This window comes from Streptomyces sp. NPDC050619 (assembly GCF_040654815.1).
In the GTDB taxonomy this organism is placed as follows: domain Bacteria; phylum Actinomycetota; class Actinomycetes; order Streptomycetales; family Streptomycetaceae; genus Streptomyces.
The window spans coordinates 1-16,592 of sequence record NZ_JBFAIR010000056.1 but is presented as its reverse complement, the minus strand read 5'-3'; the positions used below and the strand labels follow the sequence as shown (position 1 = coordinate 16,592).

The following is a 16,592-nucleotide window of genomic DNA, read 5'->3' as shown; positions in this document are numbered from 1 at the left end:
TTTCGGAAGCGTTGTATACGAGGCGGGAAACCGCAGGTGTACGGGCCCCGGGATCGCAGAGCAATACCGCAAACGTCCTCGCAGGGACCGAGGAGGAACCAGACGTATGAGCTCTCTGCTGCTCCTGACCAATGCCCTTCAGCCGTCGACGGAGGTGCTTCCCGCGCTCGGCCTGCTACTGCACAACGTGCGTGTGGCTCCGGCGGAGGGACCCGCCCTCGTCGACACCCCCGGTGCCGACGTCATCCTGATCGACGGCCGCCGTGACCTCCCCCAGGTGCGCAGCCTGTGCCAGCTGCTGCGCTCCACGGGCCCCGGCTGCCCCCTCATCCTCGTCGTCACCGAGGGCGGCCTCGCGGCCGTCACCGCCGACTGGGGCATCGACGACGTCCTCCTCGACACCGCCGGTCCGGCGGAGGTCGAGGCCCGTCTCCGCCTCGCCATGGGCCGTCAGCAGATCGTCAACGACGACTCCCCCATGGAGATCCGCAACGGCGACCTGTCGGTCGACGAGGCGACCTACTCCGCCAAGCTCAAGGGCCGCGTCCTCGACCTCACCTTCAAGGAGTTCGAGCTCCTGAAGTACCTCGCCCAGCACCCGGGCCGCGTCTTCACGCGCGCGCAGCTGCTTCAGGAGGTCTGGGGCTACGACTACTTCGGCGGCACCAGGACGGTCGACGTGCACGTACGACGCCTGCGCGCCAAGCTCGGCCCCGAGCACGAGTCGCTGATCGGGACCGTCCGGAACGTCGGTTATCGCTTCGTCACCCCGGAGAAGGGCGGCGACCGTACCGCGGAGGAGGCGAAGGCCAAGCCCGGCAGCGGTCAGGCCACCGCTTCCGCCCCGGCAAACCCGGAGGAAGCCGACGAGACGGCCGCCCTGGACGGCACGGAGATGCCGGCCGAGGCATAGCGGAGGCGTGGCGGAGGCATGGAAGAGGCTCGGGGCGGGCACCGCTTGCGTACAAGCGGACACCGCATCCGTACAAACAGGCAGCTCGACGGCCTGCCCAGAGCCGTTCCATCCGCGTAGACTCCGCGCGTGGCCAAGGTAACCAGGGATGATGTGGCGCGGCTGGCGGGGACGTCCACCGCCGTCGTCAGCTATGTCATCAACAACGGACCCCGGCCGGTCGCCCCGGCCACGCGCGAGCGTGTCCTCGCCGCGATCAAGGAACTGGGGTACCGGCCCGACCGGGTCGCCCAGGCGATGGCGTCACGGCGCACCGATCTCATAGGCCTGATCGTGCCGGACGCGCGCCAGCCCTTCTTCGGGGAGATGGCGCACGCGGTCGAACAGGCCGCGGTGGAGCGCGGAAAGATGGTGCTAGTCGGGAACTCCGACTACATCGCCGAGCGAGAAACCCATTACCTGCGGGCGTTCCTGGGCATGCGGGTCTCCGGTCTGATCCTCGTCAGCCACCAGCTGAACGACCTGGCAGCCGCCGAGATCGACGCCTGGGACGCCCGGGTGGTGCTGCTGCACGAACGGCCCGAGGCCATCGACGACGTCGCCGTCGTCACGGACGACCTGGGCGGCGCCCATCTCGCCGTACGCCATCTGCTGGAACACGGCTACGAGTACGTCGCCTGCATGGGCGGCACCGCGGAGACCCCCGCCGTCGGCGACCCGGTCTCCGACCACGTCGGGGGCTGGCGGCGCGCGATGGACGAGGCCGGGATCCCCACCGAGGGCCGGCTCTTCGACGCGCCGTACAACCGCTACGACGCCTATCGCGTAGCGCTCGGCATCCTCTCCGGCCCCCAGCGGCCGCCCGCGATCTTCTGCTCCACCGACGACCAGGCCATCGGCACCCTGCGCGCGGCGCGCGAGCTGCGCCTCGACGTGCCCGGCGAGCTGGCCGTGATCGGCTTCGACGACATCAAGGAGGCGGCCCTGGCGGACCCGCCTCTGACCACGATCGCCTCGGACCGGTCCGCCATGGCGCGGGCCGCCGTGGACCTCGTCCTGGACGACGGGGTGCGGGTGGCGGGGTCCAAGCGGGAGCGGCTGAAGGTGTTTCCTTCGCGGCTGGTGGTGCGGCGGTCCTGCGGGTGCGCGTGAGCTCTCGCCAGCCTTCGTGAAGGCCGTCTGAGAGAGCTCGCCAATCCGCGAGAAGCGTCTTTATATCGGACGAACGAGGTTCTGCCGGGCTTCTCAGGGAGCACTCAGGGAGCTCTCATGGTTGGGCGACAGGCTTATCGCCATGACCGAGAGCTTCCGCCGCAGCGGCGAGTACGAGAACCCGTACCAGGGCGACCAGCAGCACGCCTCTTCGCCCGTGAACCCCGAGTGGCCGCCCCCGCCGGCGCAGCCACCCGCGCAGCCGGTCGCCGTCGAGCCCGGGGCCGCCGTGTGGCCGTCGCAGGGCGGATCAGGTGACGGCGGTGGAACGGCCACCGCCGTTCTGCCCACCGCCCCGGCCGAGCCCGGGGCACCCGCTCCCGCTCCCGCTCCCAAGAAGCGCACCCGGGGCCCGCTCGCCCTGCTCGCCGCCGTGGCGATCGTCGCCGCGGCCATAGGCGGCGGTACCGCGTACGGCATCCAGGAGCTGACCGGCAACGACACGGTCACCACCAGCAGCACCAGCACCACCGTGGTGCCCTCCGCCGACAAGGGCACGGTCGCCGGGGTCGCCAAGGCGGTCAGCCCGAGCATCGTCGAGATCAACGCCACCTCGTCCTCCGGCGAGGCCACCGGCTCCGGCGTGATCATCACCAGCGGCGGCGAGATCATCACCAACAACCACGTCGTCTCCGGCGCCACGACGGTCAAGGCGACCACCAGCGACGGCAAGACGTACACCGCGAAGGTCGTCGGCACCGACCCCGCCAAGGACCTCGCCCTGATCAAGCTGGAGAACGCCTCCGGTCTGACGGCGGCCACCCTCGGCGACTCCAGCGGGGTGCAGGTCGGTGACACGGTCGTGGCGATCGGCTCCCCCGAGGGCCTGACCGGCACCGTCACCAGCGGCATCGTCTCCGCCCTGGACCGTGACGTGACGGTGTCCACCGACGAGAGCCAGCAGGGGCAGGGCGGCGGCAACGGCCAGTGGCCGTTCGAGTTCGGCGGCCAGCAGTTCAACGGCGACACCGGTTCCTCGACGACGACGTACAAGGCGCTCCAGACGGACGCCTCGCTGAATCCCGGCAACTCCGGCGGCGCGCTGATCGACATGAACGCCAACATCATCGGGATCAACTCCGCGATGTACTCGGCCACCGACGCCACCAGTTCCTCGAGCGCGGGCAGCGTGGGCCTCGGCTTCGCCATCCCGATCAACACCGTCAAGTCCGACCTGGCCACGCTGCGGGCCGGCGGCTCCGGCAGCTGACCCGCCGGCTGACCCCCTCCGACCAGTAGGAGTACGTCATGATCAAGCAGGTTTCGCACGAGGTGGCCGGCACCGACCCGGCCGGGTTCACCCTGGCCCTTGAGGTGGCGTACGAACTGCACACGCCGCAGACGCGGGCGCCTCAGACGCGAGTGCCGGAGGTGGCGGTCGCCCCCGGGAACGGGACAGGTCGCCGCGCGAAGGCCGCCGCGCGCAGCCGCCGCCGTATCGTACGCGGCTGATCCCACCGAGCCCTTTCTACCGAGCTCTTTCTTCAGCACCAGCTGGGAACATGCGAGGCTGAAGGCGTTCAGCGCGCCAGCCCCCTTCAGTACCTTTCAGCCCGTTGTCGTCCCACCGCATCCGAGGAACCCGAAGCCCATGAGCCCCGCCGAAGGCGACCGTGACACCCAGCGCATCCTGATCGTCGACGACGAGCCGGCGGTGCGCGAAGCACTCCAGCGCAGCCTCGCCTTCGAGGGGTACGACACGGAGGTCGCCGTGGACGGCGCGGACGCCCTGGAGAAGGCGACCGCGTACCAGCCTGACCTGGTCGTCCTCGACATCCAGATGCCGCGCATGGACGGCCTGACCGCCGCGCGCCGCATCCGCGGCGCCGGCGACACGACACCGATCCTTATGCTGACGGCCCGCGACACGGTCGGCGACCGCGTCACCGGACTCGACGCGGGCGCCGACGACTACCTGGTCAAGCCCTTCGAACTGGACGAACTCTTCGCCCGCGTCCGCGCGTTGCTGCGTCGCAGCTCGTACGCGGCGGCGGCCGGGGCGGGGACCATGGAGGACGAGGCGCTGACCTTCGCCGACCTGCGCATGGACCTCGCGACGCGGGAAGTGACGCGCGGCGGGCGGCAGGTGGAGCTGACCCGTACGGAGTTCACGCTGTTGGAGATGTTCATGGCGCACCCGCGCCAGGTCCTCACCCGTGAGCAGATCCTGAAGGCGGTCTGGGGCTTCGACTTCGAGCCGTCGTCCAACTCCCTCGACGTGTACGTCATGTACCTCCGCCGCAAGACCGAGGCGGGCGGCGAGCCGCGGCTCGTGCACACGGTGCGGGGCGTGGGGTATGTGCTGCGGCAGGGCGGGGCGGAGTGAACAAGGTTCTGCGCCGGTTCCGGTCGTTGCCGATCCGGTCGCGGCTGGCGATGCTCGTCGCTGCCGCTGTGGCGTTCGCGGTGGCGGCGGTTTCGGTGACCTGCTGGTTCATTGTGCAGGGGAAGTTGTACGAGGAGCTGGACAACGACTTGCAGTCGTCGTTCCACGGCTTGCCGGCGGATCAGTTCACCCGGATCACCAAGACCTGCCTCCAGGAACCGTCGTCGGACACGCTCGGCATCGGACGGCTCAAGAGCTACGGGCAGTTCGTCAATGTCGACGGCAAGATCTGCCTCTGGCCCGGCGCCACGGCCCAAGTGAAGATCACCGACGGCGACAAGGCCGTGGCCAAGGACCCCGACCCCGACTCCGGCATCCTGCGCAACGGCACCGACAGCGACGGCAACGCGGTACGCGTACTGACGACCCCGGTCATCATCAAGGACGGCCCCGTCACTCAGGGCGTGGTCGCCGACTACGCCTTCGTCGTGGCCGTCCCCCTCAAGGGAACCCAGTCCACCCTCAACGAGCTGGCCCTGATCCTACTCCTCGTTTCCGGCATCGGAGTCATCGGAGCCGGGGCCGCCGGTCTCGCGGTCGCCCGCGCGGGCCTGCGCCCCGTCGACAAGCTCACCGAAGCCGTCGAACACGTCGCCCGTACCGATGACTTGCACATCCGCATCCCGGTGGAGGAGGACAGCGAGGACGAGATCGCCCGCCTCTCCCGCTCCTTCAACTCGATGACGTCGTCCCTGGCCAGCTCCCGCGAGATGCAACAACAGCTCATCGCCGACGCGGGCCACGAACTCCGCACGCCACTCACGTCTCTCCGCACGAACATCGAACTCCTCACCCGCAGCGAGGAGACCGGCCGCCCCATCCCGGAGGCGGACCGCAAGGCCCTGCTGGCCTCGGTGAAGGCGCAGATGACCGAACTGGCCGCGCTGATCGGTGACTTGCAGGAGCTGTCCCGTTCGGAGGGCCAGCACGGCGAACGCGTCCAGGTGATCGCGCTGGAGGACACCGTGGAGTCGGCCCTGCGCCGGGCCCGCCTCCGTGGCCCGGAGCTGACGATCACCGCCGACCTCCAGCCCTGGTACGTACGGGCAGAACCGGCCGCCCTGGAACGCGCGGTGGTCAACATCCTCGACAACGCGGTGAAGTTCAGCCCGGACGGCGGCACGATCGAGGTGCAGCTGAGCGGGGGCGTCCTCACGGTCCGCGACCACGGCCCCGGCATCCCCGCCGACGAACTCCCCCACGTCTTCGACCGCTTCTGGCGCTCCCCCAGCGCGCGTGCGTTGCCGGGGTCAGGTCTGGGCTTGTCGATCGTGGCCCGCACGGTCCAGCAGTCCGGCGGCGAGATCACCCTGGGCCTCGCGGAGGGCGGCGGCACCGTGGTGACCGTACGGCTGCCGGGGGCGCCGACGCCGCCGCCGTCCGAGGTGTAGCCGACCACCGGGACCTTGCTGTCACGGACGGGGACCAGGCCGACGTAGCCGTCGCATCGTCCAGATATGTCGCAAATGCCAGCATGCCTGGTGCTCAGCCGGATACTCGTGCCGCATGGTACGAACCCTGAAACGGCGAACCCTGAAACGGCATGGAAGGCACGGCGGGCGCGGCACGGCCGACCAGAAGGCCGAGACCGCGAGGGCACCGGAGGCGCCGGAAGCACCGGAGGCCCCGGTCGCCGGGCCGGACGAGCAGGTGGAGCGGAGGGAGCCGGACACTCCGACGGACATGTCCAGAGGCTCCTGGGGCGCGGTGCTGAAAGGCACCCTCAGGGAGTTCAAGAAGGATGAGCTGACCGACCGGGCCGCGGCGCTTACCTACTACGGGATCCTGGCGCTGTTCCCGGCACTGCTGGCGCTGATCTCGCTGCTCGGGATCGTCGGACAGTCGGCGACGCGGGAGGTGCTGGACAACATCCAGACTCTCGCCCCGGGGGCGGCTCGGGATGTTCTCAGCAACGCGGTGCGGGAGATGCAGGGCAACGCCGGCCTCGGCTCGGTCATGGCGGTCGTGGGCCTGGTGCTCGCGGTGTGGTCGGCCTCCGGCTACGTAGCCGCGTTCATCAGAAGTGCCAACGCGGTCTACGACGTCCCCGAGGGCCGCCCCGTGTGGAAGGTGCTGCCGGTTCGCGTCGGCGTGACGGTGGTCCTGATGGTCATGGCCGTGGTCAGTGCGCTGATCGTCGTGTTCACCGGCGCCCTCGCGCGGCAGGTGGGCACCTCGCTCGGCATCGGCGACACAGCGCTGACGGTGTGGTCGTACGCCAAGTGGCCTGTGCTGTTGGTCCTGGTCACGGTCATGATCGCGATCCTGTACTGGGCGACACCGAACGCGCGGGTCCGCGGCTTTCGCTGGATCACGCCGGGCGGTGTCCTGGCGCTGGTGATCTGGATGATCGCCTCGGCCGGGTTCGCGCTGTACGTGGCGAACTTCGGCTCGTACAACAGGACCTACGGCGCCATCGCCGGCGTGATCATTTTCCTGGTGTGGCTGTGGATCACGAATCTGGCGATCCTTCTCGGCTTGGAGTTCGACGCGGAAATGGCCCGCCAGCGTGCCATCGCGGGCGGTCACCCGGCCGAGAAGGAGCCGTATGTGCGGCCGCGCGACACCCGCAAGTGGGACGAGGAGGACCGTCGCCGCCTTGAATCCTGAGGTGCCTCACTTCTGGGCATCACTTCTCTTCGGGCATCACTTCTGGGCGGTGGGCCGGACGACGATCTCGTTCACGTCGACGGCGGCAGGCTGCTCGATCGCGAACGCGACGGCCCGGGCGATCGCGTCGGGCGGGATCGCGATCGGCCGGAGCCCCATGATCTGGGCTCTGACCTCCTCATTCGTCGAGGCCCCGGTGAAGTCGGTGTCGACCACTCCGGGCGAGACGGTGGTCACCCGCAGGGAGTCGCCGGCTTCCTGGCGCAGGCCTTCGCAGATGGCGCGGACCGCGAACTTCGTACCGGCGTAGACCGCCATGGCCGGCGCGACGCGAAACGCGGCCGTGGAAGCGGTGGTGATGAAGTGGCCCGTGCCCTGCGCCCGGAACACCGGCAGCGCGGCGCCGATTCCGTGCAGCACTCCCTTGATGTTGACGTCGACCATCTGGTCCCACTCGTCGACGCGCAGATCGTCGAGAGGCGAGATCGTGCCGGACCCGGCGTTGCCGACCAGCACGTCGAGGCGGCCGAATCGCTCACCGGCCAGCGCGACCAGGGCGTGCAGGTCGTCCCTTCGGGTGACGTCGGTGCGGGCCTGCACGGCCTCGCCGCCCGCCTTCTCGATCCGGGCCACCAGATCCGCGAGACGCTCGGACCGGCGCGCCCCCAGGACGAGGCGCGCACCTCGCTCGGCGAGCAGCAGGGCGGTCGCCTCGCCGATACCGCTGCTGGCCCCCGTGATCGCCACGACCTTGCCGTCGATTCCCGACATGATGTCTTCCTTCTTCCTGCTGGGTCCTGCTGGGCCCTGCTGGGTAGGACATCAGTCTGCGGCGGCCTTAGCCTGGTATACAGAGCGCGTTTATTCTGGAACCAGAGGTGCCATCCACATGCCCGAACAGCGGGTTCAACGCGATGAGCTGGGCGCCTTCCTGCGCAGCCGCAGAGAGCGGATCACTCCCGATGAGGTCGGCCTGCCACCAACCGGCCGACGCCGGACGCCGGGCCTGCGCCGGGAGGAACTCGCCCTGCTCGCCGGGATGAGCGCCACCTGGTACACGTACCTCGAGCAGGGCCGGGACATCCGCGCCTCGGATCAGGTGCTCGACGCCCTCGCCTCGGTGCTGCGACTGGACCCGCACGAGCGCGGTCACCTCTTCCGGCTCGCCGGACGGACACCCGCGCCCGAAGCCGAGGGACCCGAGCCGCTCGCCGCCGAGATGGCGGCCGTCCCGCTCCTGATCCAGTCGCACCCGGCGTACATCATCGGCGGCAACTACGACGTGCTCAGCCACAACCAGGCAGCCCACGAACTGTTCCCGAACCTCACCACGACACCGGACCGGCCGCCGAACTTCGTCCGCTGGGTGTTCCTCGAACCTGCGGCCAGAGACTTCCTGGTCGACTGGGAGCCCGAGGCCCGCGCCCTGCTGGCCCGGCTGCGCACCCTGGCCGGACGCCATCCCGGCGACCCGCGCTACACCCGCCTCATCGACGAGTTGCACACGGGCAGCCCGGAAATGCGCGCCTGGTGGCCGCGGTACGACGTACAGGCCCGGCATGGCGGACGGAAACGGCTGCGGTGTCCGGGACGTGGGGTGGTCGAGTACGCGTATACGGCGTTTCATGTGGCCGAACAGCCGGAACAGACACTGGTGATCTATTCCGACGCTCGGGAATCGGGCGGTTGAGCTCTGCCGACCGCCCCAGCGCTGCGCCGAATCGGTTGGCACCTCGCGGCGGGCGAGATCAGGCGGCTACGCCCGTGTGGTGTGGCTGAAGCCGAGGGAGATCAGCCCTTCGGTTCGGCACAGCCGGTCGGAGGGTCCGCCGACCTCGGTCTGGAGGAGCTGGTAGGCGGCGCCGTGGAACTGGCCCCAGTACATGGCGGCCCGCCACAGGACGCGGCCCAGGCCCCGTCCTCGGGCCTCGGGCAGGACGGCGAAGTACTGGGGCATGAGCTGAGGGCATCCGATCGCGTCCGGACGTACTTCCATGGGGCCGATCGCGCCCACGATGCGGTGCTCTACGGCGGCGGCGAGGACCGGGCCGCACAGGCCGGCCTGCATCTGGGCGTGCAGGAAGGCCAGCCCATCGGCGGCCATAGCGGTGGCGAACGGGGCGAAGGTCTCCTGCACGGCGGTCGGCCAGTCGGCGACGGGGCGGACCGGGCCGCCGGGGTCGGGGCACGGGCGGGCGGTGAAGTCCTGGAGCTGGATGCGGGTGCCGCGCGGGGATCCGGTCTCGGGGCCGAGCGGGTGCACGACTCGGGCGTTGACCGCATCGTGCACGGCGGCGAGTTTCACGGCCAGTTCGGCGGCTTCGTCTACGACGCTCCCGTGGTGCCCGTAGGCGAAGACCTTGACCGTGCCGCGCCCACGCCGGGTCAATGTGGGGATGAGGGTGTGGCCGGGTTGGTGAACCACGTCGCCGCCAAGGACCGTCTCGTCCTTCTCGCTGCTCCAGCGCCGGTCCTTGTCGTAGTGAAGGAAGGACCGATCGGTGACGGCTGCTCGCAGCGTGTCCTCGAAGAGGTCGACGGTGAGGACGTGCGGGTGGACGGGGCCGAGAGTCGGCACGATCGGCGCGGTCAATACGGGCCGGAGCCAGTCCCAGCGGAAGAACATGAGCGGCACCCTAATGGTCGGCGCGTCAGGGCTCGGGCCCCGACGCGAACACGCCAGGGCCTGAGCGGAACCGATTGGGTTGTGTCGGTCAGTGGGGGTTGTCGTCGCCGGCGTCGCAGGAGCACTCCGCGCTCTCCACGACGTCGTCCAAGTCCAGGACGGCGGTCACCGAGAGGGCGGCGACGGGCGGTGCCGCGCGGCGCGCCGAGGTCGGCGGGCCGGGCAGAAGGGTCACCAGTACGGGCGGGGTCATGATCCGTTCTCCTTGTCTCCGTGTTGGCAGTAGCTGTGCAGCGGTGCCTTCGCCTCCTGGTAGTGCTTGGCCAGGGGGCGGCAGACCCGGCAGGTGCCGGACAGGGCGCAGCCCTCGCACCCTCCGGTGCGAAGCATGAGTCGGTCGGCGATGGTGCCGAGCCGGGTGAGGCCGTCGACGCCTTCGGCCATGAGGTCGATCTGGTTGTCCCGGCCGACCTTGCAGATCGACACCCGGGCGTGCGGGTCGGCGTGGAAGAAGGTGTGCCCCGCGTTGCAGCCGGCGAAGGGCTTGCGCTGCCGCAGGTGGGTGGCGGACTGGGCGAGCAGCGGCTCACCGCCGCCGTAGATCGTGGGCGTCATGTTCGTGTAGGCGTGGTTCTCGACGTTCCACTTCTCGGCGAGGGCGGCCATCTCGTCGGCCTCGGCCGCGTTGTCCTCGGTCACCACGACGTTGATACGCAACGGCAGGCCCGCCTCACGTGCGGCGTCCATGCCGCGCCGGAACGCCTTCCACGCGCCACGGCGCTGGGTGAGCGTGTCGAAGGACTCCTCGCTCGCCCCGTACATGCTGACGACCAACCGGTACGGCGGGCAGTCGCGAAAGAGCTTGAGGAGGTCCGGGCGCCAGAGCAGCGAGCCGTTGGTGGAGATGGTGAGCATCATCCCGGCCAGCCAGGCATACCGGTAGGCGCCCTGGAAGTGAGGGTCCATGGTGGGCTCACCGCCGGTGATCTGGAGCCAGAGGACACCGGCCTCGCGCATGATGTCCAGCAGCCGCACCTTGTCCTCCCAGCCGAGCCCGGAGAAGGGGCGCTCGCCGAGGTAGCAGTGCTTGCAGCCGAAGTTGCAGCCGAGGTTGATCTCCCAGGAGGCGCGGCAGAAGCCGTACGGAGACAGCTCGCGCACCAGCACCGTGCCCTGCGCGGGTCGGCCCTTCAGGTCGATTCCCCACACGTCGGCAGCGGTCCGCACCGCCCAGGCAGGCAGAGCCTCCCCGTCGGCGGCAGCCTGCCGGATGCCCTCGTAGTGGTCGGCGGGAAGGCGGGCCCCGGCCCTCGCTCCGGGCTTGAGGAACAGATGCCCGTCGAGGAACGGGGATGCGATGAGAGCGTGGGCCATCAGTGGCCCTCCTTCCGGATCATGGAACGCGACAGCACGCGTGCGCCCCGACGGCCGGCGCGGCGGTGGATCTCGCCGAGCCCGTTGCAGGTGCCACAGGTCTTGCCGGACGAGTTGGCGCCGCTGCCGCCCAGCCCCCGCCCAGCGGGTCCCGTACTCGCGGCACTGCACGGCCCTTTCGACGCATCCACGGCCGACCTGTCCCGTGCTTCCCGCACCAAGTCCAGGGGCGCCTGGCGCCAGTGCGTGCACCGCATCACGACTCCACCCCAGGGGAGGCTGCGGAGTGCGGGGAGTGGTCCGTGCAGCGCGGGCACGTGCATGGCGGAAAGCCAACGGGGTTGTCAGGAATCACCGGATTCTTGTCCTCCCATACCTCCGTCACCTGGCCCCAAGTCCGGCCGGAGTCACGGGAGACCCTGAGAGTCATGAGGACTCGTTGCTCAGCACCCAGGCGCTGCATCCGCGTGTTCCCGTCCGGCTCGCGTGCCAGAGGCTCGCCTCTCGTGGTCATGACCGAACTCCTCTGTGAATCCCGCTGCTCGTCCGGGGCAACATCCAGGAAAGCGCCAGGAGTCGGAGGTCTCCACGGCATCAATGCGGCAGTCTTGACGCAGATCCGTGCACGGGCACCGAAGGGGCCCGAAGCCGCGGGAAAGGGGCGCCATGGAACTGGCGGAACGACGCAGGGCCCTGGGCTACAGTCAGGAGGAATTGGCCCAGTTACTCGGCGTGGACCGCACAACGGTCGGCCGCTGGGAAGGCGGCAAAGTCGCTCCTCAGCCGCCCCAGCGACGGGCCTTGGCCGCCGCCCTCGAAGTCAGCCTCCAAGAGCTGGACATCCTCCTGAAGCCGCCACGAGCCCCAGGCCAGGAGGCTGCCGGGCACCAGTCCAGTGACGCCCCGAGCGCGGGAGACACCGACGAAATGATCCGCCGTGAGTTCCTCCGCATACTGACTGTCAGCGGGGCCTTGACCGTCCTGCCGGTCGAGGAGGCCGAGGCCCTGACCGAGGGCGTCCGTCGCGGAGTGCCCGCCGACTTCGCGCGCATGAACAGACACCTCTGGCAGGTCTACCAACTGGCCCGCTCCAAGGGCTCTGTCTATCCCGTCGTCCGGGACCAACTGACGACCCTGAACGAGGTGCTGGCAAGCAACCGTGGAAGTGCGCGGGCCCTACTGAGCGCGGCGGCCGACCTCTTTCAGTTGGCCGGTGAGGTGGCGTTCGACGGCAATCGGTACTCCGACGCGGCCGCTTCGTACTCGCTCGCCGCGTCGGTCAGTAAGGACGCCGAGGCGTACGACCTGTGGGCATGCGCGCTCGTCCGTCACGCCTACGTGGACATGTCCGAGCAGCGGTACCGGCAGGCCGCGCAGATGCTTGGCGCGGCCGAGCGACTGGCCGACCGAGGGGACAGCAACCTCTCGACTCGGCATTGGGTCGCTTCCGTCCAAGCCGAGGCATGTGCCGGCCTTGGTGACCTGGACGCGTGCGAGCGCGCGATGGACCGGGCAGAGGCCGTTCGCGACCTCACTGCGGACAGCGTCAACGGCGGATGGCTCCGATTCGACGGAACGCGTCTGGCAGAGGAACGGGGGTCGCGTTACGTGCGGCTCGGCCGTCTCGACCTGGCGGAGAACGCGTTGAGGGATGCCCTGGAGCAGACAGCTCTGGCGTCCGGGCAGTCGTACCGGCGACGCGGAGCAGTGCTCATCGACCTGGCCGCCATCGGTGCGAAGCGGCGTGACGTCGAACAGGTTGTGGCGTACAGCAGTGAAGCCATCGAACTGGTCCGATCCTCCGGGTCCGGGTACGTCGCCCGTAGACTCCAAGCCCTGTGCGACGAGTTCGGTCCCTTGAACCGCGACCACCGCGTGGCGGAGCTGCGGGCGGAGATCGCCGTTCTGAGCACGCCGTGACGAGAGGGGTAGGCATGTCGCAGATCGAGGGTGCACGACTGTTTCGGGAAGCCTGGATCGCGGGAGTCCACCAGCACTTCCCGGGAGAGCCGAAGGCCGGCTACATCACACCGTGGGACGACACACCGCAGTGGGAGCGCGAGGCCGCGGGTTCCGTCTACGAGCAGGTTCGGCACTTCATCGAGATCAGCGGCGGCACCACGGCACGGCTGTCCCGCGAGCAGAAGAGTCGCTTCGTCGCGACGTGCTGGACGGCCCAGATGTTCAAGCACTTCGAGGACCCGAAGCCCGGGTACGTGGCCGACTGGCCCGAACTGCCGTTCTGGCAGCAGGAGACCGACGCCGACATCTTCGAGGCCATCGAGAAGGCGCTGAGCTGACTACACCGAACGCTCCTAGACTGTCAGTTGCCGGGCCCTTCGGTGTGGGTGCTCTGCGCTGTGGGTTCACTTCGCCTTCTGCGTCTGAAGCGGCCCCCAGCCTGGTGCTTGGATGGGGGCCGTTCCATCGCAGATTAGCTGTCAGCCACCTTGCTCCTGTGGTTGTTTCGATGCGGCGACAGTCGGCTGGCTTTCGTGCTTAGCTGCCGTCACCTCGCCGGTTTCGGCGGCTACGCCAGCGGGAGAGCGCGTTGTGGGTTGCAAGAACGCACATGGTAGTGACGGAACTTGCCGCCAAATTGGCAAGGATGTCGAGGATGAAGCCCTGCATGGAGTCTCCGTGGGCAGCTAGAAGCTACCCACCGGATGAGCGGGCTTACGGCGAACGTCGCTCAAGCGACTGGAAAGTAACCCCGTCCTCGCCCAGGGGCTGCCCTATTCATATGGCAACAGGTTCATGGTAGCAACGAGACATCCAGTTCGGTGAAGCCCGCAGCCCTCACTTCGTCTACGATCTGCCACCACCTTGTCGCCTCAACCTGAGGAGTACGGGGGCACGCGGGACACCTGAAGATGTACGAACTGCGGCCCATCATGGACCCAGGTTCGGCGTCCCGCACGGGCGATGCAAAATATCTGAACGCATGAGTCATCCCGTGGCTGCCATCAGGTTCGCGCCGGGCCATCGTGTGGCGAACCGGTGCGTGCTGGCCCTTGTCGGTGCAGACGATCCCGACTCGGTACTCCTTTGCCATGTCAACAGTCTCCCGTAACTCCTCAAATGGGATGTGCCGGCATTTAGCCACAAGCAGCTGCCCGCCATGATGGCGAACGCCTTCGCTGGCATGGAGTTTCTGCGCCAGTACGCCGAGGAGCCCACATAGGCAGGAGCCCGTAGCCCTGGCCTTCGAGGCGCGGCTACGGGAGCTCCTGCCACCGGTCAGCGGATCGCTTCATCCATGAGCACGCGGTCGATCATTCCCCGTATCTCGCTGAGCGGGATCCATTCGATGCGGTCGGACTCGTTCTTCCCCATAGGCGGACCGTCGTAAGTCGCGCCGTCCGCACGGAAGACGTGGTGCTGCGAGTCGGTGATCCCGTTGGCCGGCTCCATCCTCGGGAGACTCGCCCTCTTCGACCAAGCCCATGGGTAACTCCCAGGCCCACGAGTCGGTGATGAAGCGGTGCCGCCACATCATCAGCACCTCTTGCCGGTCGTTGATGACCGCGGCCACCGCCAGGTGCCGGAGGCGAACCACGTGGTACTCCCACCTGCGCCCGTCAGGCTGCTGGACGTCGACCAGACACAGATTCACCCAAGGGTTGGTGTAGATCTGTCGCTCACCGTGGGTCTTCCACTCCATACCTGCGGACCCTCTCGATCGGTCTCTAGGATCTCAGTCCGATCCGGAGGTGGGCGCAAAGTTCGACCTCTTTTCGCCTCATCTTGACGAGATGTCCTGCGAGTGACCCGCATTCCGGCTGGAGTGGCCAAGCGCCAGGAGGAGTCCAAAGTGGTGGCGGAGGAGGTGCATCGAGCCTCAGCTTGGGAAGCTGCGATCATTTGCGGCCGGTTTGGGCGCTGACATGGGCGAACGGCCGGGCTGCGGCGTCGGCGCCTGCGCTCCCCGTGATTTCCCGCTTTTCCCGGCCCGAATTAGTGTCGGTTGTGGTGCGGGGCCGACTGGCTACGGCTAACGGTCGATCAGTGGCAGGTCCATTGTCAGTGCCTGCGGCTACGGTCTCAAGCGCGCGGTCGGCTTCCGGGGGTTCCAACTCCGAAGGGAATGGTTGCATCCCCCAGGGCCCCGACATTCAGGTGGGTTGTCCCGGTTCACGGTGATCGGCAGGGCAGGAGAGGAGCCGTCTCCGCGACGGGCCCTGATTGTCTCCGCTGCCGTATGCGGTGTGGGCGTCCGCATCATTCGAAATCTTGTTCAAGGGAGAGGTGTAGCCATGGAGCCTGTTCACGATCAAGGGGAACCAGAAGAAGCTCGCCCGCCAGCTGCACACCCTGCCCTGGAAGGACATCCCCGTCGTCCACCGCGACGACTCCACCTGCCACGGCCGCAGCGAACGCCGACTCATCCAGGTCGCCACCGTCAACAACCTGTTGTTCCCCCACGCCCGCCAAGTCCTGCGCATCCAGCGCAAGCGGCGTGTGGCCGGGCAGAAACGCTGGCGCACCGAGACCGTCTACGCGATCACCGACCTGCCCGCCGAGCAGGCCACTGCGCCGAGATCGCCTCCTGGACCCGCAGTCACTGGACCGTGGAAAACACCGTGCACTGGTGCCGCGATGCCATCTTCGGCGAGGACACCAGCCAGGTCCGCCGCCACCACACCCCTGTTGTCCTGGCCGTCCTGCGCGACCTGATCCGTTCCGCCCTCAAGCTCGCCGACTGGGCCAACATCGCCGCCGCCCGACGCGCCCACGCCGACCGGCACCGCGTCCTCGCTCTCTACGGACTCACATGATCAGGAACCTGGACATCCAACCTGAATGCCGGGGCCCTGAAGGCGGGGCACGATGTCGTCGTTGACCACGGCTTCTGGACGCCGGAGGACCGCGCTAGATGGCAAGCCATCGCCACCGACGCCGGAGCCACCCCTGTGCTCGTCTATCTCGCGGCCAGCCACGACGAACTTTGGGCGCGGATCAGCAGGCGCAATGATTTTCACGCGGACGACCCCAACGGGATCTACTTTTCGGAGAGCGATCTACAGCGGTACCGCACCCGGTTCATCCCCCTCAGGCAGACGAACCGCATCTCCTGTACGACGGCGACACGGCGGCCGTGATCGCAGCTCTGGAAGCGTCGCGCTCCGGACCGCCCAAGGACTGATGCGCAGGTCAGCGGAGCAGTGCTCCGACTCAGTTTCCGTCTCATTCACCCCCGTCCGGAGCCATTCAAAGCGGTTCGCACGACGGTCGGGGGTACAGGGATGAACGGGCCTGAACAGCACCGAACCCGCCCCTGACCAGCACGAACAGACCTCGAAAGCGAGTGTGGCGCAGGTCACCGAGGGTTCAAATCTTTCCGCTACCGCAGGTAGATGAAGGGCCCGGTCCAATCTTGGGTTCTAGTGGTCGTTGCAACACCCCAGTTCAGGGGATGCAATGGACTTCGAGATCCGTAGGGACCGGACGGCTCAGGGCCCTGTGAGGCT

The 16,592-nt window shown here is 68.4% G+C and carries 15 protein-coding genes and 2 pseudogenes; 12 read left to right on the top strand and 5 right to left on the bottom strand.

Features of this window, described 5'->3' with window-relative positions; all coding sequences use genetic code 11:
* Positions 1-106 precede the first annotated feature (106 nt).
* From AB0I77_RS48930 to AB0I77_RS48900, 7 genes are all read left to right on the top strand, one after another.
* On the top strand, positions 107-913 hold the full coding sequence (locus AB0I77_RS48930; RefSeq protein ID WP_363289462.1) for a response regulator transcription factor: 807 nt from the start codon (positions 107-109) through the stop codon (positions 911-913).
* A 129-nt stretch (positions 914-1,042) separates the two neighbouring features.
* The gene (locus AB0I77_RS48925; RefSeq protein ID WP_363289461.1) at positions 1,043-2,065 is read left to right on the top strand and encodes a LacI family DNA-binding transcriptional regulator; all 1,023 of its coding nucleotides are present in this window, start codon (positions 1,043-1,045) and stop codon (positions 2,063-2,065) included.
* A 142-nt stretch (positions 2,066-2,207) separates the two neighbouring features.
* Positions 2,208-3,335, top strand: a complete 1,128-nt coding sequence (locus tag AB0I77_RS48920; RefSeq protein WP_363289460.1) for a trypsin-like peptidase domain-containing protein — start codon at positions 2,208-2,210, stop codon at positions 3,333-3,335.
* Positions 3,336-3,373: 38 nt separating this feature from the next.
* Positions 3,374-3,577, top strand: a complete 204-nt coding sequence (locus AB0I77_RS48915; RefSeq protein ID WP_363289459.1) for a hypothetical protein — start codon at positions 3,374-3,376, stop codon at positions 3,575-3,577.
* Positions 3,578-3,716: 139 nt separating this feature from the next.
* Positions 3,717-4,451 carry a response regulator transcription factor gene (locus AB0I77_RS48910; RefSeq protein ID WP_363289458.1) on the top strand — a complete coding sequence of 245 codons (735 nt, stop codon included), beginning with the start codon at positions 3,717-3,719 and terminating at the stop codon, positions 4,449-4,451.
* A complete protein-coding gene (locus AB0I77_RS48905) occupies positions 4,448-5,902 on the top strand; it encodes a HAMP domain-containing sensor histidine kinase (RefSeq protein ID WP_363289457.1) in 1,455 nt (484 codons plus the stop codon). Before AB0I77_RS48910 ends, AB0I77_RS48905 begins: the two co-directional genes overlap by 4 nt.
* 115 nt (positions 5,903-6,017) lie before the next feature.
* A complete protein-coding gene (locus AB0I77_RS48900) occupies positions 6,018-7,121 on the top strand; it encodes a YihY/virulence factor BrkB family protein (RefSeq protein ID WP_363289456.1) in 1,104 nt (367 codons plus the stop codon).
* A 36-nt stretch (positions 7,122-7,157) separates the two neighbouring features.
* On the opposite strand, the gene AB0I77_RS48895 is transcribed toward AB0I77_RS48900, so the two are convergent.
* Positions 7,158-7,892, bottom strand: coding sequence for an SDR family oxidoreductase (locus AB0I77_RS48895; protein WP_363289455.1), 735 nt, complete (start codon positions 7,890-7,892; stop codon positions 7,158-7,160).
* Positions 7,893-8,010: 118 nt separating this feature from the next.
* Between AB0I77_RS48895 and AB0I77_RS48890 the strand changes: the two genes are divergently transcribed.
* On the top strand, positions 8,011-8,811 hold the full coding sequence (locus tag AB0I77_RS48890) for a helix-turn-helix transcriptional regulator (protein ID WP_363289454.1): 801 nt from the start codon (positions 8,011-8,013) through the stop codon (positions 8,809-8,811).
* 66 nt (positions 8,812-8,877) lie between these two features.
* Here AB0I77_RS48890 and AB0I77_RS48885 read toward each other — a convergent pair whose 3' ends face one another.
* The 3 genes from AB0I77_RS48885 to AB0I77_RS48875 all read right to left on the bottom strand — a co-directional run bounded on the left by AB0I77_RS48885 (position 8,878) and on the right by AB0I77_RS48875 (position 11,121).
* A complete protein-coding gene (locus tag AB0I77_RS48885; protein WP_363289453.1) occupies positions 8,878-9,747 on the bottom strand; it encodes a GNAT family N-acetyltransferase in 870 nt (289 codons plus the stop codon).
* Between the two features lie 88 nt (positions 9,748-9,835).
* A complete protein-coding gene (locus AB0I77_RS48880) occupies positions 9,836-10,000 on the bottom strand; it encodes a hypothetical protein (RefSeq protein WP_214903619.1) in 165 nt (54 codons plus the stop codon).
* A complete protein-coding gene (locus AB0I77_RS48875; RefSeq protein ID WP_363289452.1) occupies positions 9,997-11,121 on the bottom strand; it encodes a radical SAM protein in 1,125 nt (374 codons plus the stop codon). Before AB0I77_RS48875 ends, AB0I77_RS48880 begins: the two co-directional genes overlap by 4 nt.
* Before the next feature lie 666 nt (positions 11,122-11,787).
* Between AB0I77_RS48875 and AB0I77_RS48870 the strand changes: the two genes are divergently transcribed.
* Positions 11,788-13,041 (top strand): helix-turn-helix transcriptional regulator, encoded by a 1,254-nt coding sequence (locus AB0I77_RS48870; protein WP_363289451.1) that lies wholly within the window; start codon positions 11,788-11,790, stop codon positions 13,039-13,041.
* Between the two features lie 14 nt (positions 13,042-13,055).
* Complete coding sequence (locus tag AB0I77_RS48865) at positions 13,056-13,421, top strand: hypothetical protein (RefSeq protein WP_363289450.1); 366 nt, start codon at positions 13,056-13,058, stop codon at positions 13,419-13,421.
* Between the two features lie 967 nt (positions 13,422-14,388).
* On the opposite strand, the pseudogene AB0I77_RS48860 reads toward AB0I77_RS48865, so the two are convergent.
* Positions 14,389-14,785 (bottom strand): annotated as a pseudogene (locus AB0I77_RS48860) (NUDIX domain-containing protein); the annotation flags it as partial.
* A 599-nt stretch (positions 14,786-15,384) separates the two neighbouring features.
* On the opposite strand from AB0I77_RS48860, the pseudogene AB0I77_RS48855 reads away from it, so the two are divergent.
* Positions 15,385-15,899, top strand: a pseudogene (locus tag AB0I77_RS48855) (ISAs1 family transposase); the annotation flags it as partial.
* Between the two features lie 21 nt (positions 15,900-15,920).
* Positions 15,921-16,223, top strand: coding sequence for an AAA family ATPase (locus AB0I77_RS48850; RefSeq protein ID WP_363289499.1), 303 nt, complete (start codon positions 15,921-15,923; stop codon positions 16,221-16,223).
* Positions 16,224-16,592 lie beyond the last annotated feature (369 nt).